This is a genomic window from Pseudalkalibacillus sp. JSM 102089 (assembly GCF_041366475.1).
GTDB classification, from domain to species: Bacteria; Bacillota; Bacilli; order Bacillales; family Guptibacillaceae; genus Guptibacillus; species Guptibacillus hwajinpoensis_B.
Genome location: NZ_JBEWYW010000014.1, coordinates 1 through 26,912, shown reverse-complemented (window position 1 = coordinate 26,912; position 26,912 = coordinate 1). Strand labels below are relative to the sequence as shown.

Annotated in this window: 22 protein-coding genes, 10 tRNA genes and 2 rRNA genes; 2 read left to right on the top strand and 32 right to left on the bottom strand. The window is 40.8% G+C overall.

The window, feature by feature from the left end; translation table 11 throughout:
• Positions 1-203 precede the first annotated feature (203 nt).
• The 11 genes from ABVF21_RS20050 to ABVF21_RS20000 form a co-directional block, all read right to left on the bottom strand.
• Complete coding sequence (locus ABVF21_RS20050) at positions 204-533, bottom strand: DUF1516 family protein (protein ID WP_303535712.1); 330 nt, start codon at positions 531-533, stop codon at positions 204-206.
• Positions 534-744: 211 nt separating this feature from the next.
• Positions 745-1,890 (bottom strand): mannitol-1-phosphate 5-dehydrogenase, encoded by a 1,146-nt coding sequence (locus ABVF21_RS20045; RefSeq protein ID WP_371018846.1) that lies wholly within the window; start codon positions 1,888-1,890, stop codon positions 745-747.
• A 2-nt stretch (positions 1,891-1,892) separates the two neighbouring features.
• The gene (locus tag ABVF21_RS20040; protein WP_160921705.1) at positions 1,893-2,330 is read right to left on the bottom strand and encodes a PTS sugar transporter subunit IIA; all 438 of its coding nucleotides are present in this window, start codon (positions 2,328-2,330) and stop codon (positions 1,893-1,895) included.
• Between the two features lies 1 nt (position 2,331).
• Positions 2,332-4,455, bottom strand: a complete 2,124-nt coding sequence (locus ABVF21_RS20035; RefSeq protein ID WP_371018845.1) for a BglG family transcription antiterminator — start codon at positions 4,453-4,455, stop codon at positions 2,332-2,334.
• Between the two features lie 27 nt (positions 4,456-4,482).
• Positions 4,483-6,249 carry a PTS mannitol-specific transporter subunit IIBC gene (locus ABVF21_RS20030; RefSeq protein WP_371018844.1) on the bottom strand — a complete coding sequence of 589 codons (1,767 nt, stop codon included), beginning with the start codon at positions 6,247-6,249 and terminating at the stop codon, positions 4,483-4,485.
• Between the two features lie 290 nt (positions 6,250-6,539).
• Positions 6,540-8,654, bottom strand: coding sequence for a heavy metal translocating P-type ATPase (locus tag ABVF21_RS20025; RefSeq protein ID WP_303535699.1), 2,115 nt, complete (start codon positions 8,652-8,654; stop codon positions 6,540-6,542).
• A gap of 102 nt (positions 8,655-8,756) precedes the next feature.
• Positions 8,757-9,476, bottom strand: coding sequence for a ZIP family metal transporter (locus tag ABVF21_RS20020; protein WP_303535696.1), 720 nt, complete (start codon positions 9,474-9,476; stop codon positions 8,757-8,759).
• Between the two features lie 141 nt (positions 9,477-9,617).
• Positions 9,618-9,824, bottom strand: coding sequence for a copper chaperone CopZ (gene copZ, locus ABVF21_RS20015; protein WP_194222535.1), 207 nt, complete (start codon positions 9,822-9,824; stop codon positions 9,618-9,620).
• Positions 9,825-9,845: 21 nt separating this feature from the next.
• Positions 9,846-12,251: a heavy metal translocating P-type ATPase gene (locus ABVF21_RS20010; protein WP_371018843.1), complete on the bottom strand. Its 2,406-nt coding sequence runs from the start codon at positions 12,249-12,251 to the stop codon at positions 9,846-9,848.
• Positions 12,252-12,264: 13 nt separating this feature from the next.
• Positions 12,265-12,594 carry a metal-sensing transcriptional repressor gene (locus ABVF21_RS20005; RefSeq protein ID WP_303535692.1) on the bottom strand — a complete coding sequence of 110 codons (330 nt, stop codon included), beginning with the start codon at positions 12,592-12,594 and terminating at the stop codon, positions 12,265-12,267.
• 137 nt (positions 12,595-12,731) lie between these two features.
• Positions 12,732-13,673: an arginine deiminase family protein gene (locus ABVF21_RS20000; protein WP_303535689.1), complete on the bottom strand. Its 942-nt coding sequence runs from the start codon at positions 13,671-13,673 to the stop codon at positions 12,732-12,734.
• 134 nt (positions 13,674-13,807) lie between these two features.
• On the opposite strand from ABVF21_RS20000, the gene ABVF21_RS19995 reads away from it, so the two are divergent.
• Entirely contained in the window at positions 13,808-15,118 is a 1,311-nt protein-coding gene (locus ABVF21_RS19995) for an amino acid permease (RefSeq protein WP_303535687.1), read from the top strand.
• Here ABVF21_RS19995 and ABVF21_RS19990 read toward each other — a convergent pair.
• The 8 genes from ABVF21_RS19990 to sigW form a co-directional block, all read right to left on the bottom strand.
• Positions 15,115-15,873: a YqcI/YcgG family protein gene (locus ABVF21_RS19990; protein WP_303535685.1), complete on the bottom strand. Its 759-nt coding sequence runs from the start codon at positions 15,871-15,873 to the stop codon at positions 15,115-15,117. The two genes, ABVF21_RS19995 and ABVF21_RS19990, sit on opposite strands and share 4 nt — an antisense overlap.
• A 63-nt stretch (positions 15,874-15,936) precedes the next feature.
• Positions 15,937-16,566 (bottom strand): LysE family transporter, encoded by a 630-nt coding sequence (locus tag ABVF21_RS19985; RefSeq protein WP_303535682.1) that lies wholly within the window; start codon positions 16,564-16,566, stop codon positions 15,937-15,939.
• Between the two features lie 149 nt (positions 16,567-16,715).
• A complete protein-coding gene (gene glmS / locus ABVF21_RS19980; protein ID WP_371018842.1) occupies positions 16,716-18,521 on the bottom strand; it encodes a glutamine--fructose-6-phosphate transaminase (isomerizing) in 1,806 nt (601 codons plus the stop codon).
• Between the two features lie 493 nt (positions 18,522-19,014).
• Positions 19,015-20,358, bottom strand: a complete 1,344-nt coding sequence (gene glmM / locus ABVF21_RS19975; RefSeq protein WP_303535678.1) for a phosphoglucosamine mutase — start codon at positions 20,356-20,358, stop codon at positions 19,015-19,017.
• Positions 20,359-20,397: 39 nt separating this feature from the next.
• A complete protein-coding gene (locus ABVF21_RS19970; RefSeq protein ID WP_303535676.1) occupies positions 20,398-21,636 on the bottom strand; it encodes a CdaR family protein in 1,239 nt (412 codons plus the stop codon).
• Entirely contained in the window at positions 21,636-22,454 is an 819-nt protein-coding gene (cdaA, locus tag ABVF21_RS19965) for a diadenylate cyclase CdaA (protein ID WP_194222558.1), read from the bottom strand. Before cdaA ends, ABVF21_RS19970 begins: the two co-directional genes overlap by 1 nt.
• Before the next feature lie 239 nt (positions 22,455-22,693).
• Positions 22,694-23,323 carry an anti-sigma factor family protein gene (locus tag ABVF21_RS19960; RefSeq protein ID WP_303535674.1) on the bottom strand — a complete coding sequence of 210 codons (630 nt, stop codon included), beginning with the start codon at positions 23,321-23,323 and terminating at the stop codon, positions 22,694-22,696.
• A gap of 16 nt (positions 23,324-23,339) precedes the next feature.
• On the bottom strand, positions 23,340-23,903 hold the full coding sequence (sigW, locus tag ABVF21_RS19955) for an RNA polymerase sigma factor SigW (RefSeq protein ID WP_194222545.1): 564 nt from the start codon (positions 23,901-23,903) through the stop codon (positions 23,340-23,342).
• 216 nt (positions 23,904-24,119) lie between these two features.
• Here sigW and ABVF21_RS19950 point away from each other — a divergent pair, with 216 nt between their 5' ends.
• Positions 24,120-24,332 (top strand): aspartyl-phosphate phosphatase Spo0E family protein, encoded by a 213-nt coding sequence (locus tag ABVF21_RS19950; RefSeq protein ID WP_303535673.1) that lies wholly within the window; start codon positions 24,120-24,122, stop codon positions 24,330-24,332.
• A 22-nt stretch (positions 24,333-24,354) separates the two neighbouring features.
• Here the strand turns inward: ABVF21_RS19950 and rocF are convergent, their stop codons facing one another.
• The 13 genes from rocF to ABVF21_RS19885 all read right to left on the bottom strand — a co-directional run.
• Positions 24,355-25,257, bottom strand: a complete 903-nt coding sequence (rocF, locus tag ABVF21_RS19945; RefSeq protein ID WP_194222547.1) for an arginase — start codon at positions 25,255-25,257, stop codon at positions 24,355-24,357.
• Between the two features lie 259 nt (positions 25,258-25,516).
• Positions 25,517-25,592: transfer RNA gene (locus ABVF21_RS19940), tRNA-Ala, on the bottom strand.
• Between the two features lie 3 nt (positions 25,593-25,595).
• Positions 25,596-25,669, bottom strand: a tRNA-Gly gene (locus ABVF21_RS19935).
• Between the two features lie 10 nt (positions 25,670-25,679).
• Positions 25,680-25,754 (bottom strand) — tRNA-Gly (locus tag ABVF21_RS19930).
• Positions 25,755-25,757: 3 nt separating this feature from the next.
• Positions 25,758-25,833, bottom strand: a tRNA-Lys gene (locus tag ABVF21_RS19925).
• Positions 25,834-25,837: 4 nt separating this feature from the next.
• Positions 25,838-25,922 (bottom strand) — tRNA-Tyr (locus ABVF21_RS19920).
• A gap of 11 nt (positions 25,923-25,933) precedes the next feature.
• Positions 25,934-26,009: transfer RNA gene (locus ABVF21_RS19915), tRNA-Thr, on the bottom strand.
• 78 nt (positions 26,010-26,087) lie between these two features.
• Positions 26,088-26,163, bottom strand: a tRNA-Val gene (locus tag ABVF21_RS19910).
• Between the two features lie 22 nt (positions 26,164-26,185).
• Positions 26,186-26,260: transfer RNA gene (locus ABVF21_RS19905), tRNA-Glu, on the bottom strand.
• Positions 26,261-26,266: 6 nt separating this feature from the next.
• Positions 26,267-26,342: transfer RNA gene (locus ABVF21_RS19900), tRNA-Thr, on the bottom strand.
• A gap of 4 nt (positions 26,343-26,346) precedes the next feature.
• Positions 26,347-26,421 (bottom strand) — tRNA-Asn (locus tag ABVF21_RS19895).
• A gap of 10 nt (positions 26,422-26,431) precedes the next feature.
• Positions 26,432-26,548, bottom strand: a 5S ribosomal RNA gene (rrf, locus tag ABVF21_RS19890).
• 133 nt (positions 26,549-26,681) lie between these two features.
• Positions 26,682-26,912, bottom strand: a 23S ribosomal RNA gene (locus tag ABVF21_RS19885); the annotation flags it as partial.

The window sequence follows — 26,912 nt, the reverse complement described above, 5'->3', positions numbered from 1 at the left end:
TGAAATGGTGAAGCGATCGAGAGGCTGGGCCCTGCAGCTGGATGATAACAAAAGCGGAAGGGACCGGTTAGGCCCGACAAGCGCTGGAACCATTCAAAATGAACACGTCGTTTGTGTTCATTTTGAGTGGTGAAGCGATTGAGGGGCTTGGCCAATAACTAAAAAAAGCGACAGCCAATATAATTGGCTGTCGCTTTTTCACATTAAATCCAATTGTACCCGATTGAAATAATCACTAAAATAAGAACAATACACGCGATCCAAAGCATCTTTGTTGATTCGGCACGCTTTCTTCTCCCAACGATCATTTCCATAACCCCGATTAATACAATCGCCAGGATTCCTTTAAGCACATAGATCAGCGGAAAACCAAGGATAAAGAGCATCCCAATTCCAGTACCGAGCATAATCAAGTAAAATAATCGCTGAACCATAAGCGAGATCTTCTGCTTAGGAGCAAAATAACTAATCACTAATAGCAAAACAAGAATCGCCCATGAACCTGAGTGAGACTGAAGTAATATATTGAACATTCGTGTTCCCCTTCCCATTGAAAATGGATATGACTAATGCCATACCCTAATAGTAGAATTGTATTGAAGTTGGCACAAGTCCTAATGTGAAATCGTAACAAAATTATACGAATTAAGATATTATTTATCCCTATTAAATAATTCCGAAACGAACAGATTTCAAACAAATAAAGGGAAGCTCCATTTAATGAGCTCCCCTTCTGCGTAGAGATTACGCCATTTCTTTATAATGCTTGCTAATTAGATCAAATAGAGTTTCTCCTTCGGTTACTCCTGTAAAAGCAGTAATCGCACTAGAAAGTCCTTCATTTTTGATTTTACTCTGAATCGTTACAGCATCTTCATCTTCTTTTGGATCAAATCGCAATGCTGCTGCAATTCCTTTCGCGAGGTAGTTTGGTTCTTTGTTTAATTCCGCAAGCTGACGTGCCGGGCCAACAAGTCGATCGTCAGGTCCAATTTTACGAATTGGAGCTCGTCCAACGCGAGTAACTTCATCCACTAGATGTGGATTTAGAAAACGACCAAGAATTTTTGTAATATAAGCCTCATGCGCCTCTTTTTCAAAACCGTGCTTATGCTGAAGCAATTCACCAGACTCTTCAAGAGCATTCTTCACATCATGATAGATATCTTCGGTGTCTAGTGCTTCCTTGATTGTCTCATACCCTGCTTGATAACCAAGGTAAGCTGTCACTGCGTGTCCTGTATTAACGGTGAACAACTTCCGCTCAATGTAAGGAGCAAGATCTTGAACGTACGTAAGGCCAGCTATTTCCGGAACTTCTCCAGCCATCATTGTTTGATCGACTACCCATTCATAGAAGGGCTCAACCGCAACCATTAATGGATCTTCATGCGTCTGGTTTGGAACAATACGATCCACTGCAGCATCTGGGAAACCAGCATATTGATCAAGCACTTTACGATCCGCTTCATCCATCTTTTCTTCAACAGCATTTCGAAGCATTGTACTGCCACCGATCATATTCTCACATGCTATGACGTTAACGGGAGCTTTTCCATCTGCGATACGTTTTGAGATGCCTTCTTTGATAGCAGAAGAAATCAATTTTAATACGGTCGGACCAACAGCTGTCGTAATAAGGTCAGCTTGATAGATCGCATCAATCACCGCTTCAGGATCTTGTTGGCTGTTAATACCTCTTACGCCTTCAACAGCAATCTGCTCCTTATTCTGACCTAATATTTCTACTGTATAACTATTTCGTTCATTAAGCTCGTTGATCACAGTCTCATTGATATCTACGAAGCATACTTCATATCCTGATTGAGAAAGAAGCTTTCCAATAAAGCCTCTTCCAATATTTCCAGCACCAAAATGAACGGCAAGCATGATTAATTCACCTCGTTAAACATTGAGATTAACGTTTCTTTGGAATCCGCTTGAATCAACTCTTCCACATTTTCTTCTTCAGAACAAACAATCGCAATTTGAGAAAGGATCTCTAAGTGCTCATTGTCCTTACCAGCAATACCAATGATAATCTTCGCAATATTTCCATCTCCGAAATCAACGCCTTCTCGCAATTGAATGATGGATAGTCCAGAATGCTTCACAGCTTTCTTAGCATCCTCCGTACCGTGAGGAATAGCAACAGAGTTGCCCATGTAAGTCGTCGTGATCTTTTCACGTTCTTGCATTTGCTCAAGATAACTTTCATCAACATAACCGTTGTCGACAAGGATTTGACCAGCCATACGGATAGCCTCTTCTTTAGTTGCAGCCGTTTCGTTTAGTAATACGTTCTCAGTTGATAGAATTTCTTTTGCCATTTTAATCGTCTCCTTTAAATCCTAATTGTTTTTCTACATGACTTTTCATTTTGTTTGCGAGATACAATCCAATTGATTCTTGATTGCTCCCCGAAAAAAGCGCGATACTTTCATTTGATTCAATGATAAGAGAACTAATGTAGCTCATGATCTCAATGCTTTCAATCGGCGAATCCTCTGGTGCCAGTTGTAAAAGAACGGTGTCCATTTCAATGAATGAACCATCCATTGCCTTTCTCTGAACAGGTTCCATTAATCGAACAATTGTAAACACAGGCTTCTTAACTTCAGGAGTCCGTGTATGGAATAATCCAAGTGAAGTCTCAGGAATCCCCACTCCACTAATGTTTTCGCGCTTTAGAAGCGCTTCTTTAACCTCTGATGAATGGCTAATAGCATCAAGTGTTTCTAGACGCCTACACTCTTCTACTAAAAGCCTCTCCACCTCTTTGTGTTCAGATTGGTTTACTCGAAATAATTCCACTATTGAAGCTGCAGTTGTGGTATATAATTCAGCTTTACGAAACCAGGTACTTGCTTCATCACTTGAAAAAAACAAGGGTTCCTTATCCGTCTTTGGCTTCTCGCCCGTGCTTCTTCTTTTCAACATCGATTTCTTTTGAAGTGTCGAACGAATTCGCGTTGCCTCTTCCTCCGTTAAAAAAGGATTGACCTTTATATACTCTCCTTCATATTCAGGGAGAGGGATCGTAGAAACAATCAGATCATAATTCTCTGGATCTTCATCTCGTAGTTCAAATAATGAAGCGCTTTTGATGGTTTGGATTTCTGGTAACTCCTGTTTCAATCGAGTCGCCAGCATTTTGGATGTACCGATACCACTTGAGCATACAGCAAGAATATTCACTTCGTTATGTTGAAAGCGACCTTCAAGGGCCGAACCAAAGTGGAGAACGAGAAAACCAACTTCTTCATCAGGAATGGATACCCCCGGAAAAGTATCTTTTAGCGCTTCTTTAAGCAGTTGGAATAAGTCAGCATAATCTGCTTTTATTTTTGTAAGCAAAGGATTATGGATATTCATGTTCTGCCTAACACGATGCGTTGCAGGACCAAGGTGTGTTACCAAACCCTCTAGAAGTGATTCATTCGTTTCTAAATCCGCATTGAGACGCTTATCTACATAGCGGATTAACTCTTTCGTTTTAACAAGAATCGGATAATTTGTTTCTTCTAAATAGTAGTCTCCAGTGTTTCTTAGTTTGGCTCCGCGTAAATGCATGGTGATATAACCGATCTCAGCTTCAGGTATTAAGACATTAAAAGATTCTTCAAGTTTTGTAGCGATTATTCTAGCAAAACCAAACTCTTTCGTATTCCTTAGTGTGCTTAAATACTCTTCATCAATCTCGATCTTTTCACCCTTTTGAATACGCTCCACAGCCAGAGTCAAATGCACAATTAAACCAATATATGCGCTATCCGCGATCATATAAGGTAACTCATTATTTACATCATCAACGATTGTTTCAACTTTCAAAAGCTTATCTCGATCAACTAACCCTAGCAATCGTTCGGAAGCAGATTCGAGAACATTGCCTTGAGATTTCTTTTGAATAGACTTCTTTAACAACGTAAAAAAGTCTGAATCATTAAACTCAGAAGCAAGCAAGGAACTCATGGCGTGCCTTTTCAGGGCTTCAGTCCCTTCAACCTGCACGCCATATCCCCGCCTTCGTATTAATGAAAGCTGCATCCTTTCAAGCCATTCTTCCGCTTTGTCTAAATCATGACTGACAGTAGCAACTGTCACTCTCAAGTCATTCGCTAGACCAATTAACTTAATAGGATCAGCTGATTCCAATAGCTTACATAGAATCAGCGTCTCCCTTTCTTGTTGCGTGTATTCCGTAATGGTTAGATCAACTAGATAGCTTTTCAACTCATTTCGGTTGGATTCTTCACCATCAATTCGAACCCCTACTCCAGCTTTCTTGTTTAAGGTTAAATCATACTGAGTGAGAATATCCTCTACGCCTACTAAATCACGGTGAACCGTTCGTTCGCTTACCTCAAGTTCTTGAGCGATTCCTTTAACCGTATAATAGTCATTACTCTCTAATAGAAGCTGAAGAATTGTTCGTTCCCTTGCTGAAATAAACACATGGTTCACCTCGAATTCTGGCTATACCTATTTTTTAAGTCTATCAACAAGCTCTTCGTATTTCGGGCTATTCATAAAGTTTGCCACTGAGATATGCTCAGCATCAGGACGTTTTGCTTTTGCTCGATCTGTTAAGTCCTGGTGCGTTACGATTAAGTCGGCATCATCTGGTAAGTTACTAATAGCCGTATTTGTCACATCAATGTCTTGAAGTCCAGCTTTCTTGAACTTATTGCGAAGGACTGATGCGCCCATTGCACTTGATCCCATTCCAGCATCACATGCAAACACTACTTTATTAATATCTTTCTTCTCAACTTGCTCTACTTCTTCTTTCACTGGCGCTTCACCTGCGGAAGTTAACTCAGCAACAAGTTCATCATATTTTGGACTGTTCATAAAGTTTTTAACCGAGATGTGATTCGCTTCTGGAAGCTTATCCTTTGCACGATCGGTTAAATCTTGATGAGTCACAACGAGATCGGCATCATTAGGTAAATTGCTAATCGAAGTATTTGTTACTTCAATGTCTGTTAAACCAGCTTTTTTGAATTTATTACGTAGTACGGATGCCCCCATTGCACTTGATCCCATTCCAGCATCACATGCAAAGACTACTTTGGCTATATTGCTATAAGAAGATGTTGTTTCTTCTTTTGGCTCTTCGGCATTCGTTTTTAGGTTAGAAGATACGCTGCTCTTCTTCCCTTTCATTGCTTCCATTTTTTCAGTCGCTTCTGAAATATCTTCTCCGCTATCTTTTGAGCGTTTAAGGATTACGGCAGAGACTAAGAAAGAAACTACCGTTGCCGCAACAACCCCTGCAATAACACTTAGATACTCGCCACGCGGTGTCATAATCATAAGTGAAACGATACTTCCTGGTGAAGTAGGTGCTAACAATCCTGCATTTAGAAGCGTGAATGTGAACACACCACTCATTCCCCCAAGAATAGCAGCAAGAAGTAGTGCTGGTTTCATCAAGATGTATGGGAAGTAAATTTCGTGAATTCCACCTACAAAATGAATCAGTGCAGCTCCTGGGGCTGATTGTTTTGCTGTTCCCTTACCAACAATTGAGTAAGCAAGAAGAATCCCTAAACCTGGTCCTGGGTTGGCTTCCACCAAAAAGAGAATCGATTTACCAGTATTTGCAGCCTGTTCAAGTCCAAGTGGGCTAAAAATCCCGTGGTTAATCGCATTATTTAAAAAGAGCACTTTACCTGGTTCAATTAATATACTTACTAATGGTAATAGACCTGCAGCAATAATAGCTTCTACACCTGCAGCAAGCGCTTTGTTTAATCCTAAGACAACTGGACCAATTGCTAGAGAAGCAATAATAGTTAAAGCCCCACCAATAATCCCAGCTGAGAAATTGTTAACGAGCATTTCAAAGCCTGATTTAATCTTGCCATGAATAGCTTCGTCGAATTTCTTAATCAAATATCCCCCAAGCGGCCCCATAGCCATAGCTCCAAGGAACATCGGAATGTCTGCTCCAACAATAACACCAATGGTTGCCGTTGCACCAACAACTCCGCCTCGACCACCGTATACAATTTTACCTCCAGTGTAACCAATCAAAAGTGGCAATAGGTAGTAAAGCATTGGTTCTACTAACTCGGCAAGGCTTGCATTTGGTAGATAACCATCTGGTATGAATAAAGCAGTAATCAATCCCCAAGCAATAAATGCGCCAATATTTGGCATAATCATACTGCTTAAGTAACTTCCGAAACGCTGAACTTTTACTTTAAATCCAGATTTCTCTGCTGTGTTCTGTTCACTCATTATATATCCTCCCTTTCTTCCGCACCGTTAAAGCGTTTTCATTTTTTTAGGAGACTTGTTGACATGATCTTATATTTCGCTTAATTGGAACCCATATTCCCCGGCACGTATTGTTTGTCTTAATTACTTACTATGATAAAGGGAGACAAAGTCAGTTACAATGAAATCCAAACGCGAATTCGGCATATCACTTGTTGACATGATTAAACAAAGCTATACTTTCTGTTAATTTTTAGGGTGAATAATATAGAATGCCAACATAAACAAAAACCCTCTAGAAATCTAGAGGGTTACGAATGCTGTGGCTCTGCTTCATTATGAATATGTGTTTTTTCTTTTGTTTTCCGTTCCCATAGAATCGTTAAACTAATGAACGTCACGAGAATTGTTGCTCCCATATCAGACAGTATCGCAATCCATAGCGTTAATAAACCAGGAATAGTAAGAAGTAAAGCAATCAGTTTTAAGCCAAGGGCTAACGCAATATTAACCCGGATCGTTCGATTTACTCGTTTAGCGATGGAGACCGCTTCAGGCAATTTACTTAGATGGTCCTGCATCAATACGATATCGGCTGTTTCAATTGCGCTATCTGTCCCTTTTCCCATAGCGATTCCAAGGTCAGCTGAAGCAAGAGCCGGAGCATCATTAATCCCGTCACCAATCATGGCTACTTTACCTTCTGTTGTTAATTCTTTCACTTTAGCCACTTTGTCTTCAGGTAAGAGACCGCCGAAATAAGAACGTACGCCAACACGGTTTGCCACTTTCTCAGCCGTTTTTTCATGATCTCCTGTTAACATCACCGTATTTTTAATACCTATATGATGTAAAGCGCGAATAACAGACTCACTTTCCTCTCTAATTTCATCTGCAACTCCAAACACGCCAAGAATATGTTTCTCATCGGCTACAAGGACAAGCGTTAACCCATCATGTTTCATCGCATCAATCGATGTTCTCACATCCTCAGGGATGATTACATGTTGAACACTTTTTTCATTTCCTACCCAATGTCTTTTTCCATTAATGTCGGCTATGATCCCCTGCCCTGATATCGTTTCTGTATTTGTTGCTTCGATTTCACGATAAGGAAAGCTATTTACTTTTGTCATGATTGCTTTTGCTAACGGATGTGAAGAATGTTTCTCAACCGCTGCCGCTACTGATAAGAAATGCTCCTGGTCATAAACTTCATATTTCTCCACATAAGGTAGCCCTTTTGTAAGCGTACCGGTTTTATCAAAAGCGAGCGTATCAATTTTTCCTAGCTGTTCAAGATAAATAGATCCTTTTACGAGAATACCGTTACGCGCATTTCGAGTAATACCCGAGATGTTGGCAATAGGTGATGAAAGAATAAGTGCACAAGGACATCCTACAATAAGCACGGCAAGTCCCTGGTAAAACCACTCACTCCAAATCCCTCCGAACAATAAAGGCGGAACAAGCATCACGAGTGCTGATATAAGCATAATAATCGGTGTGTAATACTTTGAGAAACGATTAATAAATAATTCCGTAGGTGTCTTTGTTTCCTGAGCTTCTTCAACTAAATGCAATATTTTTGCAAGGGATGAATCCTCATAAGCTTTCGTGATTTTCACACGAAGAATTCCTTCATTATTAATACTTCCGCCATAAACAGACTCATTAGCACTTTTTTCAACCGGCATAGCTTCTCCAGTAATAGCCGCTTCGTTCACTGAACTATAGCCAGATTCGACGATTCCATCCGATGGAATTTTCGCGCCTGATTTGACCAAAACAATGTCTTTCACTTTTAGATCCTGAATCGAAACGATTTCTTCTCTTCCCTCTCGAATAAGAAGGGCTTCTTTCGGCGCAATTTTTAGTAAGGACTCCATAGACTTCCTTGCCTTCTCCATACCAAGTCCTTCTAAATATTCATTCAGTCCAAATAGGATTGCAACAAGCGTGCCTTCCTTCCACTCTCCAATAGACACCGCACCTATTAAAGCAATTGTCATTAACGTCTCAATGTTAAATGTTAGTTTCATTAAGTTCTGTAGACCTTTAATAAACGTTTGATATCCACTTAAAATAATGGCCGTTAAATAGAACGGGATAGCTGATATATTTGATAGTCCATCGAAAAGAAGAGCAGTAGCGAAAATCGCCGATGAGATAGCAAGGAGCCACTTCACCTTGTTGTGACCATTACCATGTTCATGGGCATGTCCATTCTCGTTTTTAATCAATGATGCGTGATCTGAAGCAAGGATTTTCTCAACTTGTTCAAGATTCACTCTCTCATCCAGCTTTAATTTACCGGAATTATATTGAATTTGAGCGGAATCGCCGTATTCAAGTTTTTGAATCTGTTGTTCCATTCCCGCTGCACAATTCGGACAGGATAAACCTTTCAAACGATATTCTTCCATCGATGTGAACTCCTTTCTTATGTGATTTTTCTATTTTATTCAATATATGAGCATGTGTTCATATTAGTCTATGTACAATTTTACTGAATCTTATATATGTTGTCAAAAAAGCTTATGAGTTACCTCAAGATAAATCGCCAGTAAAAGTATTCCCAGACTTGTATATAAGTACAACTCCTGATTTAAAACTCTTCCGACAACATGACCGATCATTTCGTGAATAGCTACATACGATAAAGATCCAATTGCTACGCCCATAAAGAGACCATTTAGTAGATTCGATTGATAAGAAACCACCCCGAACCAGGCTGATAGCGTTAATATAATGGTTACAGAGCTTGCTGCTAAAATCACAAACAACCGATGGAGTCCGTTCATTCTAGTGAGTATATACAACGCCACTCCCTCTGGTAAGTGATGGATAAATAAGGCTAGCAGCAATGACATGCCAATTCCGCTACTAACTGACGTCATTCCAAGAGCGATCCCGACTGGGATGTTGTGCGAGATGACAGCAAGAACGAAAGCAAACACTGGAAGGTAACTCTTATCTTGAAACTTTCTGTGAACCACTTGCTCTGTCCAAATAAATAAAAGAACAGAAAGCGACGCACCTGCTAGTAGTGCCCAAAACGAATACGAACGAACGCTTTCTGGTATCAGTTCAAAGGAAATCACGCCGATGAGCATACCACCACAAATCAGATAAAGAGCTTCCAAACGATGTTGATAATAGGTAAATGCCACCTTCCCTGCAGTAGCTCCTATCAAAAGTCCCCCGAAGCCTATCATAAATAAACTTGTGAACAGTGAAGTGTTCATGGGCGTCTTCCCCTCCTCAAATTAATTCAAAGATAATCTTATTCTTCCACTTGTCCTATTAGCGAATTTTATTATCAAGAAACGAAAGTTATGAATTTAAAAAGCCGAAGAAAGGATTCACTCCCTTCTTCGGCTTTTTATTTAGACAATGTCATATCCTTGTTCTTCTACCGCTTCATTCATTTCCGAAACGCTAACGCTAGAAGCATTATAAGAAACTTTTGCCGTTCCTTCTTCTACGTTCACATTTACTTCTGAAACTCCTTCAAGTTCCTGTAAAGCCGTTGTTACTGCTGCTTTACAATGATCACATGTCATTCCTTCAATTTTTAATGTTGTTTGTTCCATCGTGATTCTCCTCTCAATGAATTATAGTTTCACTCGCTTCAAACGAAGGGAATTGGTTACGACTGATACAGAGCTAAAGGCCATAGCAGCCCCCGCAACCCAAGGTGCTAGTAAACCAATTGCAGCAATTGGAATCCCAATTGAATTATAGAATAACGCCCAGAATAGATTCTGGCGAATATTCCGCATCGTTTTACGACTTAAATGAATCGCTTTTGCAATATTTTCAAGATCGCCACCAACAAGTGTAACGTCGGCTGTCTCAATGGCGACATCTGTGCCAGTGCCGATCGCTATGCCTATATCGGCAGTTGCAAGAGCTGGGGCATCATTTATACCATCCCCTACCATCGCCACACGTTTTCCCTGTGCCTGTAATTCCTTCACCTTAGTAGCCTTTTCCTCAGGAAGCACTTCAGCATACACACCATTTAAGTTCACTTGCTGACCAATAGCTTCAGCTGTCCGTTTATTGTCACCTGTAATCATATACACATCGATTCCGAGCGACCGCATTTTCTCAATGGCTCTTTTCGACGTTTCCTTCACTGTATCTGCAACGGCGATAATTCCCTGCATGCGACCATCGAATGCAATAAACATGGCAGTCTTCCCGTCAAGTTCATATGTTTTCATTTGTTCTTCATGAGTGGAATAAGGAATTTGCTCTTGTTCCATAAGTTTTCGAGTCCCAACAAGAACCTGCTTTCCTTTGACAGTAGCTACAATACCGTGACCTGGTATGGCTTGAAACTGCTCTGCTTCAGCAACAGTGACATTGTGGTTCGCACCATGCTGCACAATGGACCTGGCTAGAGGATGTTCAGAAGCTTTCTCAGCGGCAACCAAGTGTTCTAACACTGTTGTTTCATCGTTTTTGAAAGCAACAAAATCAGTTACTTCTGGTTTTCCCTTCGTGATCGTACCTGTTTTATCAAGTAAGATCGCATCAATTTTATGAGTGGCTTCTAGAAATTCCCCACCTTTAAACAGAATCCCTTGCTCAGCACCCTTCCCAGTCCCTACCATGATAGAAGTTGGTGTAGCTAATCCTAATGCACAAGGACATGCGATAACGAGCACCGCAATCCCCGCTTCAAGTGCCTGTGGCAAATTGTAGGGATCAACAAGGAAATACCAAACTAGAAACGTAATCGCTGCGATCGCTACCACAATAGGTACAAATATGCCTGAAATCACATCTGCTAAACGCTGAATCGGTGCCTTTGAGCCCTGCGCTTCTTCAACAATCTTAATGATTCCAGCAAGTGCGGTGTCTTTCCCTACTTTTTCAGCCCGCATTGTTAATGTCCCATTTTCATTAATCGTAGAGCCAATCACACTCGCCCCCACTTCTTTCTCAATGGGAATGGATTCACCTGTAATCATGGACTCATCTACGGATGAATTTCCTTTTTCCACGATACCGTCTACTGGTATCTTTTCACCTGGGCGAACGACGATTCGATCAGCTACCTGAACCTGATCGACAGGTACCTTCACTTCAACGCCTTCCCGAATAACACTCGCTTCTTTCGCCTGAAGGTTTAGTAATTTCGTAATGGCCTGCGTCGTTTTCCCTTTCGCTAGATCTTCAAATAACTTCCCTACTAAGATGAGCGTGATCAGAATGGCGCTTGTTTCGAAATAAAGCGACGGATTGTTTCCATCTGTCAAATAACTTCTGATCCCTTCAATAACACTATAAAAATAAGCGGCTGAAGTCCCAAGCGCAACAAGAACGTCCATATTTGCGCTTTTATTCACTAAGGCACGATAAGCTCCAGTGTAAAATGGAGCACCTATCACAAATTGAACAGGTGTTGCTAAAAGAAACTGAAACCATGGTTCCATAAGAAGATGAGGAACAGGAATAGCCGACTCACCTGGTATATGGGCAAGCATCGTTAACAGAAGTGGAAGGGAAAGAAGAGCTGAAATCAATAATCGACGTTTCTTCTTCTTAATTTCATCATTTTTATGGCTTTTTTGATTTTCACGATTCTCTTTAATCACCGCTTCATAACCAAGTTTTTTCACCTTCTGGAGAATGTCATCTAACGTCACTTCTCCCGACTGGTATTCGACAACGCCAGACTCTGTTGTTAAGTTAACAGAAGCAAGCTCAACACCCTTCGTACGGTTTAAGCCTTTCTCGATTCTTGTGGAGCAAGCTGCACAAGTCATTCCGTGAATATCAAGTTCCACTTTTTCTTTCCGAACCCCATAGCCTAGTTTTTCAATTTTCCCTACGATATCTTCTGTCTTCACTTTATCGTAATCGTACAAGATCGTTGCTTTTTCCATCGTTAAATTGACGTTTGCCTCGACACCATCCATTCTATTTAATACCTTCTCGATTCTTGATGAGCAAGAAGCACATGTCATCCCCGTCACATCAAGAGAAAGTTGTTTTTTCGAATCCATCTGACTCACCTCTTTATTTAGAGAACTGCTGAATCACTTTCATTAATTCCTCTATTTGCTCATCTCCATTACCTTCTTGTATGGAACTAGCAACACACGTTTTAGTATGACGCTCAAGTAACGTATAGCCTACCTTTTTTAAAGCTGCCTGAATGGCAGACAGCTGAATCAGAATATCAACGCAATATCGATCATCTCCAACCATTTTTTGAATCCCACGTATTTGACCTTCGATACGTTTTAATCGGTTCTGAAGCTGCTGTTTCTCTTCATCCGTTCTCGGCTCAGTTGGCTTTTTATCTGGCTGTAAAGGGATGTTTAATTCATCTGTCAACCCGATCATCTCCTCTCATTTAGTTTACCACCAATATACCCCCCTTAGGTATAATAGTCAACCAAAACACATCTAAAAGAACCCTACAAAGGTTTGTAGGATTCTTTATGAAATAAATATTGAATTAGCCTTCAAGCCACTTTCTCTTATCCCCTCTCAAGTGGTAAGGTCATACATCGAATTCCTCCACCACCGTTTTCCAATTCATTTACCTCTATCTGAATAAGCTTCTTTTTACGAAGGGTGGGATTATTCTTAAGAATAGATTTATTGGCTTTCGTACTAACCAATAGCGTCTCAGGATTTAAATTCAAGAAATTAATATCTGCAACAGTATGTTTGATCTCCGATGTCCATTCGACTTCATATCCATGTCGCCTTAAAAAATCACCCGTCATCTCATATCGAAAATCATTTTCCGTTACAACCTGTACAGGAAGATAGCTCATATAGCTTTTCGCTATAAATATACTCTCCCCCGCTACATTACAATTCATATCAAGATGCATCGTATCTGGACGTCGTGGTAGATCAATAACACCGATTTCCTGGAACCCCGCTTTAAAAATACTCCCTTGCAGTGCTTCTATACTTTCTATGCTTGTCCGAATTCCAGAATTAATAAAAACAGCATCCTTATTAAGTATCATGACATCGCCATATTCCAATGCCTTTAACTGATTATTTGATTGCATTTGAAACGTCCGCTCATCAAACCACTGTTGAAATAGCCTGTGGCTTTGAAAATATTCAGGTCGCCTCATGGAAGTTCCTGCTGCTCCCGGAAGAATCGTATTTCCAAATACACAAGCAAGATCACGAACAAAAATACGATTGATTAATTTTTCATTTAGTAAAAGTTCTTCTCGTGATAAATGAACGGAATAATCAATAACATGAACCCCAGCATCCTCCATTGCGCGAATCATTTCTTCATGATTTTCTTGGGCCTTCTTTTGTTTCACTGTTTTTTCCCACTGCACATCTGTAGCAGTTTGCTGATCTGGTACATCTAAGTGTGAAGGAGAACAAACGACAACCGTTTTTAATTCTCCATATTCATTCCAACAATTCGGATGGATGTTCATTCAACCAAACTCCTTTATCATACATAGTCTCCTTACTTTCTCCTCATCCGAAGAAAAGATTCTCCAATTCAAGAAACACACATAAACACTGCCAGTGATTCTCAAACTAAAGAAGATAAGAGGGGGATGCAATGATGAGTAAATCGACAAATCACGAAAAGAAATTAACCTGGTGGCAAATGTCGTTTATAGGGGTAGGGTGTATTATCGGGACCGGGTATTTCCTTGGTTCTAGTATCACGATTGAAAAAGCAGGCTATCTCGTTTTATTGGCTTATTTTCTGGCCGCGATCGGCACATGGATTGTTTATGAAGCACTTGCGAAATTAACTGCTGAACATCCAGAAAAAGGGTCTTTTCGCACTTATGCAAAACAAGCTTTTGGCCAATGGGCCGGCTTTAGTAACGGCTGGGTATACTGGTCATCTGAAATGCTTATTATGGGTAGTCAACTTACAGCCCTCGCGCTATTTGCACAGTTCTGGTTTCCCAATGCCCCTTTATGGCTCTCGGCATCTGTATTCGCTTCACTTGGCCTTATCGTTATTCTTATCGGTGTTCAACTCGTAGAAAAAATGGAGAACGTATTTGGGGTAATGAAGATTGCTGCCATTGTGATGTTTCTCGCTATCGGAATCGCTGCCTTACTTGGTTGGCTTGAACCAGATAAAGGTCACGCTAGAATTGAAATCACGTCAAAAGACTTTCTCACAGGTAGCGCAATGGGTCTCTGGGTTGCCTTTGTTTATGCGTTCTATGCATTTGGTGGAATTGAAGTGATGGGACTGATGGCGAATGAACTTGAAGATCCCAAAAATGCCCCGAAAGCTGGCAAGATCATGCTGTTAGTCTTAACGATCCTTTACGTGATGTCTTTCTTCGTTGTGTTAAAACTCATTCCTATCAAAAGCATTGATCCGAATGAAAGCCCATTTTTAACAGCTTTAACTCAGTTTCATCTACCCTGGATCCCACAAGTATTTAATGCGATCCTCATTATTGCCGGTTTCTCCACAATGGTCGCTTCCCTATATGCCGTAACGACCATGCTTGTAACACTTGCTGAAGAAAATGATGCACCGGCCATCTTCGCAAAGAAAAGCAGGAAGATTCCTCTCCCTGCTTTTGGTCTCACAACTCTAGTCGTCTTACTTTCAATTGTTGTTGCACTACTTTTACCGGAGAACATCTTTGAGTATTTGACGACAGCTGCTGGTTTAATGCTCCTCTATAATTGGATGTTCATTCTTTTTTCATATCGGAAACTAACCAAAACTACGTTTAAAGATCATTTGAAAATAGGAATCGGCGTAGTCCTGATCGGTACAGCTATTTCAGGAACTTTATTTGACAAAATTAGCCGGGCTGGTTTTTTAGTTAGCTTATGCTTTCTAGTTCTCATTGCCGGGGCAACTTTTCTGAAAATGAAAAGAAAACACAGTTAAGAGCGAATGCTCTTCCACTTGTTTTTCATCGCCATAAAGGGGCACTTGGAAAGAGAAGAATCATCATCAGATAGAAAATATTGCTCCCATTCATAATTATCTTGTTGACCGTACCACTTCAAGGCGGGGTGAGCTGGCATCCCATCGTAAGAAACCAACCGTTGCCGGATCGCTTTTTTAAGCTTTTGACCAAATGTTGTTTCTGCATTAATTTCATCAAAAACCCATCTTGGTTGAAAAGCAATCAGAAAACATGGAAACTGACGACTCTTTCGAACTTGGTGAGCTGGTGTCGCACAGAATGCAAAATACGGTTCTCCATTGAAGCAGAACTCCCATTTAGGATCATGTGGGTCTTTAGGGATATGTTCTGGCCACTGCGCCTCATCAAGCTCATGCAAACTGTTTAGTAGCGACCAGAATAATTCCTGGTATTGATCTACTTCGGCTTTTTGTTTCTGTAACGTCGTGGAGTCAAAAAAAACAACAAGAGAGGCATATTTCCCCGTTTCCCTCGCTACTTCCCCATACTGTTTCAACAAGGTAGCTAACTGTACACTTGCTACGTCTGTTGTAGGATCTTCCGCAAATCCAAATCGTAAATTATCTTGATGGAACCCCTGCTTCCCAGGAATGCAAGGGTAAGGTTGTTCACGATCTGATAACATCGCTCCAAAATGAGCAAATGCAGTTCGCTCCCAATCTTCCATTCCTTCTCCATGTTCTTCAATCCATGATTTCGTATATAGTTCCAAACGGAATCCCTCCTTAACACTACACGCGTTATCCTATTAGGAGGGACAAAAAGAGGTGCCAGTCTAACCAAGGAACAACCTAACAGCTTGCATACCGAAATAGAGTCCAAATCCGATTAACGTGATACCGGATAAGATCGATATTCGCTTCAAAATAAATGGATTTACCCACGCTCGTGCACCTGCTGATGCACTCGCCATTGTGAGATCCCATAGGGTGATACCTAAAAAAATGCCCGTACTATAAAGAAACAGTTGGGCGGCACCAAACATACTAGATGTTTGGGCTAGAATCGAACCATAAATGCCAAGCCAGAACAAAATGTTCAGCGGATTTGAGATTGCGATAAAAAAACCAGTTCGAAACGATTTGCGGTTCGTTTCATATCGACCACTTGTCTGTTTAAGTCCAATTGAATCAGCCTTCACGATATTTTCAATTCCTGTATACGTTAAAACAAAAAAACCGAACAGCCAAAGAAATGTTTTCATAAACGGCGTCTCAATAACATGAGCAAGTCCAAAGTAAATGAGCATCATAAAGACGCCATCCGCTACCATCGCTCCAAACCCTACTAACCAGGCATTCATAAAACCAAATCGAATCCCCCTGTCCAGCTGTGCCGCATTAATCGGCCCCATTGGAGCTGAAAGGGAAAGTCCTAACAATATGTAGCTTACAAAGATACTCATACGCCTCCACCCTTCTTCGTATTCGTATCATTGTATTCGGACATGCTTTTAAGTAGTCGAAAAAAGAGAGGCGAGTCTTTTTTAACTATGATAATCAACAATAAAACGGCCCTCCCTAGTAAGGAAAGGCCGTTCTAATCTATCTATGGTTACTCTACCGTAACTGATTTAGCAAGGTTTCTTGGCTTATCTACGTCGCATTCTCTGTGTAGCGCTGCATAGTATGCAAGTAATTGAAGCGGTACAACAGAAGCTAGCGGAGTAAGATGCTCATGTACTTCATCAAGGACGATGGTGTCGCCTTCTTCTTCAAGGCCAGCCAGAGAAATAATGCATGGTGAGGCCCCACGAGAAACGACTTCTTGTACGTTTGAACGGATGCTTCCATTAACGTGCTTCTGCGTAGCAAGAGCAATAACAGGAGTACCTTTCTCAATTAGAGCAATCGTACCGTGCTTCAATTCACCGCCAGCAAATCCTTCAGCTTGAATGTAAGAGATTTCTTTCAGCTTAAGAGCTCCTTCAAGACAAACGTAGTAATCTACACCGCGACCAATAAAGAATGCATTACGCGTAACTGAAAGGAAGTTACGTGCAACTGTTTCGATCATTTCCTTCTGATCAATCATGGACTCCATCGCTGTTGCAACGATTCCAAGCTCCTGAATTGGGTTGAAATCAAGCTTAATGCCTTTTGCCTGAGCAGTATCAACAGCAAGTAGTGTTAGTACAGCCATTTGTGCAGTGTAGGCTTTTGTTGAAGCAACTGCAATTTCAGGGCCTGCATGTGTGTGCAGCGTATAGTCAGCCTCACGAGAAAGCGTTGATCCTGGAACATTCGTTATCGTAAGAGATTTAAATCCTTTTTTCTTCACGTTCACAAGTACGCCACGGCTATCTGCCGTTTCACCACTTTGTGAAATAAAGATAAAGAGTGGATTCTGTGAAACAAGCGGCATATTGTATAAGAACTCACTTGCGATATGCACTTCAACAGGAACCTCAGCGATGTTCTCGATCAGCTGTTTACCAACAAGGCCAGCATTGTAACTTGTGCCACACGCAATGATGTAAATACGATCCGTTTCTTTCATTGCTTCACGAATATCTTTATCAAGTTTGATGTTATCATTCTCATCTTTGTACTTTGTAATAATGTTACGAATCGCAAGCGGCTGTTCGTCAATTTCTTTAAGCATATAGTGAGGGTATGTTCCCTTTTCTATATCACTTGCGTCGATTTCAGCTGTGAATGGTTCGCGTTCCATTACTTTTCCACTCATATCTTTAATTGTGACAGAATCACGCTTCACAATCACTACTTCTTCATCCATAAGCTCGATGAATTTACTTGTTACTTGAAGCATAGCCATTGAGTCACTTGCTACTACGTTGAAGTCATCGCCGATTCCAACTAGAAGCGGACTCTTATTTTTCGCTACGTAGAGCGTTTCTGGATTATGATTGTCAATAAGTGCAAGTGCATATGAACCGTGAAGTTCATTCAATGTGTGATGAAAAGCATCTTCAACAGACATATTTTGATCTTCAACAAGAGTAGCAATAAGTTGAACAACTACTTCTGTATCTGTAGCACTTACGAAATTAACTTCGGATAAGAAGTCACGTTTGATTTGTTGATAGTTTTCAATTACACCGTTGTGAACAAGCGTGAAGCGTTCAGTTGAGCACTGATGTGGATGAGCATTTACCTGACTAGGTTCACCGTGTGTTGCCCAGCGTGTATGTCCAATCCCTGCTGTCGCTTCCACACTTGTATCCACTTTTTTTCTAAGGTCAGCAATACGACCTTTTTCTTTAAAAAGGTGGAGTCCACCGTCATTAAGAAGCGCAATACCTGCTGAGTCGTACCCTCTGTACTCAAGCTTCTCCAGACCTCGTAATAGAATTTCTTTAGCATCCTGATTTCCAATATATCCAACAATACCGCACATGTAAAAGTCCTCCTTCAATTGAAGGAGCAGGCATACAACGGGGCAGACCTGCCCCTTCTTTTCCGATTAATAGCTTTTTTGTCACCATAGTTTTGCTTTTGTTCAGAAAGTCACCTCTCTGTTTTTCACAAAACCATTCAATTGTGGTGGAGCAATCGAGAGGTATCCGCCGATGATCGATAAACCTCTTCCTCGTCAACTGTTTTCTACCGTTCGAAAACAGTCCAGGCGCTTTTATATCAAAAGTAACCCAACTTCCCTCACTTTCCCTATTAGAATAAAAACCAAACATACTTCTATATTATATCAATTGTAAAAAGCTGGTCAATTCTTTTTTCTAGAACAAGTCGTTCTCGCTATAATTTGCTCTATTTTGACTCATTTTAATGAGAAAATCACTTGTGAAAATCCCCTTATATATAAAAATATGCATGGGTAGCTTTTTCTGTGCTTCCCATGCATACCTTTCGTACAAACTTTTCATTTTTGTCGATTAAGCTCCAAGTTCTTCTTTCACCATAGATACAACGCGATCGACGTACTCATCACACAGATCTTTTGTAGGGGCCTCAGCCATGACGCGAACAAGAGGCTCCGTTCCAGATGGACGAACAAGAATACGTCCTTCTCCGTTCATGTCGCTTTCTACTTGCTGAATCGTTTCTTGAATACGCTCGTTTGAATCTACCTTGTTTTTATCTGTTACCTTTACATTCACAAGAGATTGAGGGTATTTCTTCATTTCTCCAGCAAGCTCTGACAACGATTTGTTTGTCACTTGCATAATGTTAGCAAGCTGAAGTGCTGATAGCATACCATCACCTGTCGTAATATGATCAAGGAAAATAATATGTCCAGACTGCTCTCCGCCAAGGTTGTAGCCTTCTTTACGCATTTCTTCCATCACATAACGATCGCCTACCTTAGTTTGAAGCGATGTTATACCTGACTCTTCCATCCCTTTATGGAATCCAAGATTGCTCATTACAGTTGAAACGACCGTATCATGGCGTAAACGCTTTTGATCTTTCATGAATTTAGCGCAGATAAACATAATCTGATCGCCATCTACGATATCTCCATTTTCGTCAACGGCGATTAGGCGGTCTCCATCTCCATCAAATGCAAAGCCTACGTTGGCATTCTTTTCTTTCACAAATTCAGCCAGTGTTTCTGGATGCGTCGATCCGACACCGTCGTTAATATTTGTTCCAGTAGGATTCGTACCTATAGTGGAAATATCAGCTTCAAGATCAGCGAATAAATGAGCTGCAAGCGAAGACGTTGCACCATGTGCACAGTCGAGCGCAATGTGAAGTCCAGAGAAATCTTCATCAATTGTTTGTTTCAAATACTGAAGGTACTTCTGACAACCTTCGAAGTAATCACTAACGATACCTAGATCAGCACCTGTAGGGCGTGGTACAAGATCCTCATCGCTATCAATAAGCGCTTCAATTTCTTCTTCCTGAACATCTAAAAGCTTAAAGCCATCCGGGCCAAAAAACTTAATTCCGTTATCCCCAACTGGATTGTGGGAAGCAGAAATCATTACTCCCGCTTGAGCACTTAGTGCCTTCGTTAAATGAGCAACTCCTGGCGTAGAAATGACACCAAGACGCATTACTTCAGCCCCAATGGAAAGGAGACCCGCAACTAGCGCCCCTTCAAGCATATATCCAGAAATACGCGTATCGCGTCCGATTAAAATCTTAGGTTTCTCGGTCTCTTTCGTTAAGACATAACCACCGAGACGGCCCAATTTAAATGCAAGTTCTGGGGTAAGCTCTGTATTAGCTATCCCTCTTACACCGTCAGTACCAAAATATTTACCCATCGTTATACTCTCTCCTTTATTATCGCGCAGTTCCCACTATTATGAAGGACTATTCTCTATTTGCAGCGTTACCTTCTTCGATGAACCAGACCAGCGTACATAAGACGGCCCGTTCCATTGTAATTCTAATTCATGTTCTCCCTCGGAAAGACCACTTGCATCAATATAAGCCTGAAAATCATCATTCTGAATATTTTCAAGCACGCTAGATACACCATAAATCTTCATATCCGTAGATCCCGTTTCAGGTTCTGAAATATTTGCTGTTAACCCATCAGATACTCCAGTTACTTTAATTGGTACATCTTCAAATGCTTTTTCATCTTCTTTACCAACTTTAATTTTTGCTTCAACCGTTTCTGGATCTACTTTTTTCATCCCATCCGGAACTGGTACATCAAGCTCAACCGTTGTATCCTTTGTTATTTTTGATAGATCAAGTGGAATACCGTCCAGAAACTCTAGTTTGCCAAGTTCCTCTTCAGGACCAAAGACAGAAACCTCCGAAGGTTCAAGATCAATTGATGAGATACTAACACCATCAGGAAGCTTACCTTTTTGATCAAGTTTAATCGGCACCTTTTTGTATGGGGCAGTAATTGGTACTTTCACATCAACTACGGCAGGATCAATCGATACCCCCTGTATTTCTTCCATATTCGCATCATACACATTTAGTGTTATTCTTTCATTAACTTCTTCTTTTGCACCGCTCACATTTACATAGCCTCTAACAAATGCAATTTGTTCAAGCTTTGAATTTGCGCCAGTAACTGTAACGGTTTTAGGGGAAACGATCGGCTCTTCTGTCGCATAACCTTCCAGAAGCTCATCTTCCTTCAATAAGTTGATCCCAACTTGAAAAGTACTCGACTTTTTCTCTTCAATCGTTACAGAAACTCTGACGGGATCAATCGCAACATCTACATTTTCAGGAAAATCTCTGTGTTTTACGGTAACGAGATGTTGACCTGGCGTTAGGTTTCGCAAATCGACATAAACTTCTTTATTCGTTAACTTTGATAGCATTAAACCATCTGTGCGGCCTTCAACAATGACATCTACGGTTTCAGGTAAATCAGAAACCACCACGCTATCTTCATCGTATAGCACTTCAAGCTCCATATCTGGTAAACGTTCTGTTTCTGTTTGTTGAGTAAGTAATCCATTAGGATCAGTAGTAGAACCATCAGGCATCGCAACAATTGTGTAAAGCATGAGAGCGAGAAGAAAAGAGATGATTTTGACAAACCAGTTGCTCGTTAACAATTTGTCCATTACTTTTTCCCCCTCCAATTACTAAAGCGGTTGGAAGTCTCAGTCTTAGACACAGAAGGATTTAGCTCAGCATTAAGAAGATCACGTAATACCTCTTCAGATAAATTTCGATGAAGTTCTCCGTTCTTTGTCAGGGAAATACTCCCTGTTTCTTCAGACACAATGAGTGTTAGGCTATCTGTTACTTCACTTATTCCAAGAGCAGCTCTGTGCCTTGTACCGAGTTCCTTCGAAATAAAAGGACTCTCTGAAAGTGGCAAATAACATGCCGCAGCTAAAATTTCATCCTTCTTTAGAATAACCGCTCCATCATGAAGTGGTGTATTCGGAATGAACACATTAATTAAAAGTTCAGAAGTTAATTTTGCATTCATAGGAATACCTGTCTCTACATAGTCATTGAGACCTGTTTCCCGCTCAATAGATATTAACGCGCCAATTCTTCTCTTACCCATATAGGATGATGACTTAATAATGGCTTCCACCATTTTATTCGTCTCTTCCTCTTCAACAGCGGAGCGAGCAAACAATCGACCGCGTCCTAACTGCTCAAGTGCTCTTCGAAGCTCAGGTTGAAAAATAATAATGATGGCAAGCAGTCCATAAAGAACGACCCGCTCTAGAATCCAATGTAGCGTGTTCAGTTCGAAAAAACTACTTAAGAACCATGCGGCAATAATGACCGTAATTCCCTTAAGTAACTGAACAGCCTTCGTGCCGCGAATAAGCATAATAATTTTATATATCACATACGTAACGAGCAAAATATCAATAATCTCAGTTATGTAATCAAGTACATTTACATTTCCAACAGGCAGCACGGCTCTTCCTCCAAACGTATTGTATTTAGCCTGAAGTTCACTTCTAGTGCATTGCTAAAATACATTTGTAACTTTTTAATTATATCATATTTTTGACAACTTCAAAAAAAGCACATCTCTTTTATTATGAAGTTTCATATAATTAGTGACTCTGTGATCAGATGTTGAGTTAGGGGAGAAAAATCATTTTTAACTATAGCAAAGCTACACAAAAATAAACCGCCCTATTGGACGGTTTATTTCTGCTCATCATTTGTAAATACACTACCTATATCTTGAAAAAGGTGTTTCAACTGAAACCACGTCCAGTCAAGAATATGATCCACCTCTTCTATTTCACCAGTTACCTGTCCAGCAGAGGCCATATATTGTTCTCCATTGATCACAAGAACATCACCTTTAACCTGTCCTTCAATTTCAAGATTACGGTTTTTCACTGTTAGATCTCCTTCAATGACTTCACCCTCAGGAACAATAACTGTATTCGTTTCCTGGTCAAATCTTAAATTACCAGAGAGCGCAGATAATTGATCCTCACTCGTCCATGATGAGTAAACAGATCCTGCCATTAATACTAAGAATAAAATCGCAGCTGTTACGAATGGATGAGATTTCATCCATCGTTTCATCCAGACCGTGCGTTTCTCTTGTGGTAGCTGTTGCATTACCTTTGATGTAAAACCATCGGGTGCCTTCATAGAAGGTGAGCTGAGGAGAAATGATTCCGTTTTCTTCAGTTCTTCATAATGCTCTTTGCAATCATGACATGTCTTTAAATGATCAAATAGCTCTTTACGCTGTTGATCTGTAGCTTCTTCATCAAGTACGTCATGCATAATCGCAACTATTTCTGCAGGGCATTTCATAGCTTCTCCCCCTTTCTTACTGCTCTCGAAGCTTCTTTCTAAGCGCTTCTCTACCCCGATGTATTCGGGTTTTGACCGTTCCTACTGGTAAATCCAGAATTTCACTTATTTCCTTTAGCGATAACTCCTGGATATACTTTAATGTTATAGCACTTCGATACTTAGCTGGCAAACTCAGAATAGCTTGATGTATCCCATCCTGTGCCTCTAACGATACAACTTCATCATCAGGTAATGGTTCATCTGTCGACACTTGAGAATACATTGTCAGGCCTTCCGTACCCGAAATTTCAGCATCGAGGTAATAGTCTGGCTTTTTCTTTCGCATACGATCAATCGATAAGTTCGTGGCTATACGATATAACCAGGTAGAGAATTTCCGATCAATCTGATAGCGATCAATATTCGTATAAGCACGAATGAATGCCTCCTGAGCCACATCCTCAGCTTCCTGCCTGTTACCAAGCATTCGGTATGTCAAAGCAAAGACTCGATCTTTATAGAGCTCTACTAACTCCCCAAATGCATTATGGTCCCCTTTTCTTACTTTCAACACGATTCTTTTTACGATTGCATCCATTTTTTCAACCCCCGCTGATTCCTGCGGCTATTATAGTTACGTATCAGGAAAAACAAAGTTTCACTTTTTCTAAAAAAATATTTTCTTATCTTTCCCTATTCTATCACGTTTGAATTACTGTTTTTAATGAAAATACATAATTTTCTAGTGAAAATAGTTTATTCTTTTAATATATAGGGTAAAAGGCTATAAATTATTGAGAGGGTGGTTCGGCTCATGGAAAGGTTGAATCGTAAAATAAGCTTTCAAATAAAAAGCGAGAAAGATCATCTCCTTCAAGAAATTGAGGCTTCCCGCAATAAAATGAATTTATTAGCAAGAAACAAACCACTTAGTTCTTCCGAGATCATTGAAATAAGCACTTATTTGGACTATCTATTAAACGAATATGATCAATGTCGAAATAGAAAAACAGCGGCTTTATCTTAAGATAAAGTCGCTGCCTTTATGTCTATTTTAATTTTTCCCCAAATAAAGATCCCATTAAAGCAACGGCAACAGTAGCCGTTTTATTTTTCTCATCTAAAATAGGATTCACTTCAACGAATTCTGCAGAGGTTAAAATGTTTGACTCTGCTAGCATTTCCATCGCAAGATGACTCTCGCGATAACTAATTCCCCCAAGTACTGGTGTACCTACTCCAGGAGCATCGTGCGGATCAAGTCCATCAAGATCAAGACTTAAATGCACCCCATCAGTGTCTTTCGATACATACTCAATAGCCTCTTCCATTACTTGCGTCATACCCATACGGTCAACTTCATGCATCGTATATACTTTAATACCTTTTTCTTTAATCAATTTACGCTCACCATCGTCAAGAGAACGAGCTCCGATAATCACAATGTTTTCTGGTTTAATTTTAGGTGAATATCCTGAAATGCTAGTTAAAGACTCATCACCAATGCCAAGACTAACTGCAAGTGGCATTCCATGAATATTTCCTGATGGTGATGTTTCAGAGTTATTTAAATCACCATGCGCATCGTACCAAATAACACCTAAATTTTCATAATTACGTGCTACACCGGCAAGAGTGCCAATAGCAATACTATGATCTCCACCAAACACTAGTGGAAAACGCTTTCGATTAATCACTTCATTTACAACATTTGAGAGCTTTTCGCTTGCATCAGCAACTTCTTTCAAATTTTTAAGTTGATGATCCTGTTCTTCTGGACGCTTTTCTGGCCTTCCAATTTCAATATCCCCAAGATCTTCTATATCGTAATTCAAATTTGATAACCGTTCTACAATTCCAGCATATCTGATCGCACTTGGACCCATGTCTACCCCGCGTCTCATCTGGCCAAGATCCATTGGTACTCCTATAATCGAAAGTTTATTATTCATTATGTAGCCTCCTCGTATCCTAGTCTAGCTCTATTCTACCCATATTCCAGTAAATGACTCAACCTGACATAAAACACGAATAAATATTCATACAATTACGTAAATTGATGTTCTTTACGGATAAATATAAGCAACAGTAGCGTGGACATGGAGGATCTGAATCATATATCATCTGCAAGGTGCATTAGAAATAGAAAGCTTTCCGACTTCCAAAAGATTTTATGACATAAAAAAAACCCTAAACATTGTTTAAGGAAAATGGTGGAGCCTAGCGGGATCGAACCGCTGACCTCCTGCGTGCAAGGCAGGCGCTCTCCCAGCTGAGCTAAGGCCCCATTTGGAGCGGGTGATGGGGATCGAACCCACGACATCAGCTTGGAAGGCTGAGGTTTTACCACTAAACTACACCCGCATATAAAGTTTGGAGCGGAAGACGGGATTCGAACCCGCGACCCCCACCTTGGCAAGGTGATGTTCTACCACTGAACTACTTCCGCATATGGTGAGCCATGAAGGACTCGAACCTTCGACCCTCTGATTAAAAGTCAGATGCTCTACCAACTGAGCTAATGGCTCTTACTGGTGGAGGGGGACGGATTCGAACCGCCGAACCCTGAGGGAGCGGATTTACAGTCCGCCGCGTTTAGCCACTTCGCTACCCCTCCACTGGAAAAAATGGTGCCGGCCAGAGGACTTGAACCCCCAACCTACTGATTACAAATCAGTTGCTCTACCAATTGAGCTAGGCCGGCAAAATATATAGTACTTACAAATAAAAAAGAGTGCACTCTACTGAGTACTCCTGAAGGTAAATCATTTATTAAGAAAAATGGTGGAGGATGACGGGCTCGAACCGCCGACCCTCTGCTTGTAAGGCAGATGCTCTCCCAGCTGAGCTAATCCTCCACAGAGTATAAATAAATTAAATTGGTGACCCGTACGGGATTCGAACCCGTGTTACCGCCGTGAAAGGGCGGTGTCTTAACCGCTTGACCAACGGGCCATGTCCTGGAGCTTCCAACCGGATTCGAACCGATGACCCCTTCCTTACCATGGAAGTGCTCTACCTGCTGAGCTATGGAAGCATAATGGCTCCACAGGTAGGATTCGAACCTACGACCGATCGGTTAACAGCCGATTGCTCTACCACTGAGCTACTGTGGAATATTGGTCAGCCTGGCAACGTCCTACTCTTGCAGGGGGAGATCCCCCAACTACCATCGGCGCTGAAGAGCTTAACTTCCGTGTTCGGCATGGGAACGGGTGTGACCTCTTCGCCATCATTACCAGACTAATCAAAGGTTGTTCCACTAGAAAGTGTTTAACCAAGGACAAGATATATCTTACTATAATTCTTTGTAAAGATCAAGAAAAATTTTCATTCCTTGAAAACTAGATAGCACGCACAACGTTTTCCAATTTAATCGGTTAAGCCCTCGATCGATTAGTATTCGTCAGCTCCACGTGTTGCCACGCTTCCACCCCGAACCTATCTACCTCATCATCTCTAAGGGATCTTACCAGCTTCATGCTGTGGGAAATCTCATCTCGAGGGGGGCTTCATGCTTAGATGCTTTCAGCACTTATCCCTTCCACACGTAGCTACCCAGCTATGCTCCTGGCGGAACAACTGGTACACCAGCGGTGTGTCCATC

Excerpts from the sequence above, each read along its gene's own strand:
- ABVF21_RS19970 (WP_303535676.1), bottom strand. The coding sequence starts at position 21,636 with ATGGACAAATTGTTAACGAGCAACTGGTTTGTCAAAATCATCTCTTTT.
- rocF (WP_194222547.1), bottom strand. The coding sequence starts at position 25,257 with ATGAATAATAAACTTTCGATTATAGGAGTACCAATGGATCTTGGCCAG.
- ABVF21_RS20010 (WP_371018843.1), bottom strand. The coding sequence starts at position 12,251 with ATGGATTCGAAAAAACAACTTTCTCTTGATGTGACGGGGATGACATGT.
- copZ (WP_194222535.1), bottom strand. The coding sequence starts at position 9,824 with ATGGAACAAACAACATTAAAAATTGAAGGAATGACATGTGATCATTGT.
- glmM (WP_303535678.1), bottom strand. The coding sequence starts at position 20,358 with ATGGGTAAATATTTTGGTACTGACGGTGTAAGAGGGATAGCTAATACA.
- ABVF21_RS20020 (WP_303535696.1), bottom strand. The coding sequence starts at position 9,476 with ATGAACACTTCACTGTTCACAAGTTTATTTATGATAGGCTTCGGGGGA.
- ABVF21_RS20040 (WP_160921705.1), bottom strand. The coding sequence starts at position 2,330 with ATGGCAAAAGAAATTCTATCAACTGAGAACGTATTACTAAACGAAACG.
- ABVF21_RS19985 (WP_303535682.1), bottom strand. The coding sequence starts at position 16,566 with ATGAGTATCTTTGTAAGCTACATATTGTTAGGACTTTCCCTTTCAGCT.
- ABVF21_RS20050 (WP_303535712.1), bottom strand. The coding sequence starts at position 533 with ATGTTCAATATATTACTTCAGTCTCACTCAGGTTCATGGGCGATTCTT.
- ABVF21_RS20030 (WP_371018844.1), bottom strand. The coding sequence starts at position 6,249 with ATGAGTGAACAGAACACAGCAGAGAAATCTGGATTTAAAGTAAAAGTT.
- ABVF21_RS19950 (WP_303535673.1), top strand. The coding sequence starts at position 24,120 with ATGGAAAGGTTGAATCGTAAAATAAGCTTTCAAATAAAAAGCGAGAAA.
- ABVF21_RS20000 (WP_303535689.1), bottom strand. The coding sequence starts at position 13,673 with ATGAACATCCATCCGAATTGTTGGAATGAATATGGAGAATTAAAAACG.
- ABVF21_RS20045 (WP_371018846.1), bottom strand. The coding sequence starts at position 1,890 with ATGCTTGCCGTTCATTTTGGTGCTGGAAATATTGGAAGAGGCTTTATT.
- ABVF21_RS20025 (WP_303535699.1), bottom strand. The coding sequence starts at position 8,654 with ATGGAAGAATATCGTTTGAAAGGTTTATCCTGTCCGAATTGTGCAGCG.
- ABVF21_RS19960 (WP_303535674.1), bottom strand. The coding sequence starts at position 23,323 with ATGAAATGCCCTGCAGAAATAGTTGCGATTATGCATGACGTACTTGAT.
- ABVF21_RS20005 (WP_303535692.1), bottom strand. The coding sequence starts at position 12,594 with ATGATCGGGTTGACAGATGAATTAAACATCCCTTTACAGCCAGATAAA.
- ABVF21_RS19995 (WP_303535687.1), top strand. The coding sequence starts at position 13,808 with ATGAGTAAATCGACAAATCACGAAAAGAAATTAACCTGGTGGCAAATG.
- sigW (WP_194222545.1), bottom strand. The coding sequence starts at position 23,903 with ATGGATGCAATCGTAAAAAGAATCGTGTTGAAAGTAAGAAAAGGGGAC.
- glmS (WP_371018842.1), bottom strand. The coding sequence starts at position 18,521 with ATGTGCGGTATTGTTGGATATATTGGAAATCAGGATGCTAAAGAAATT.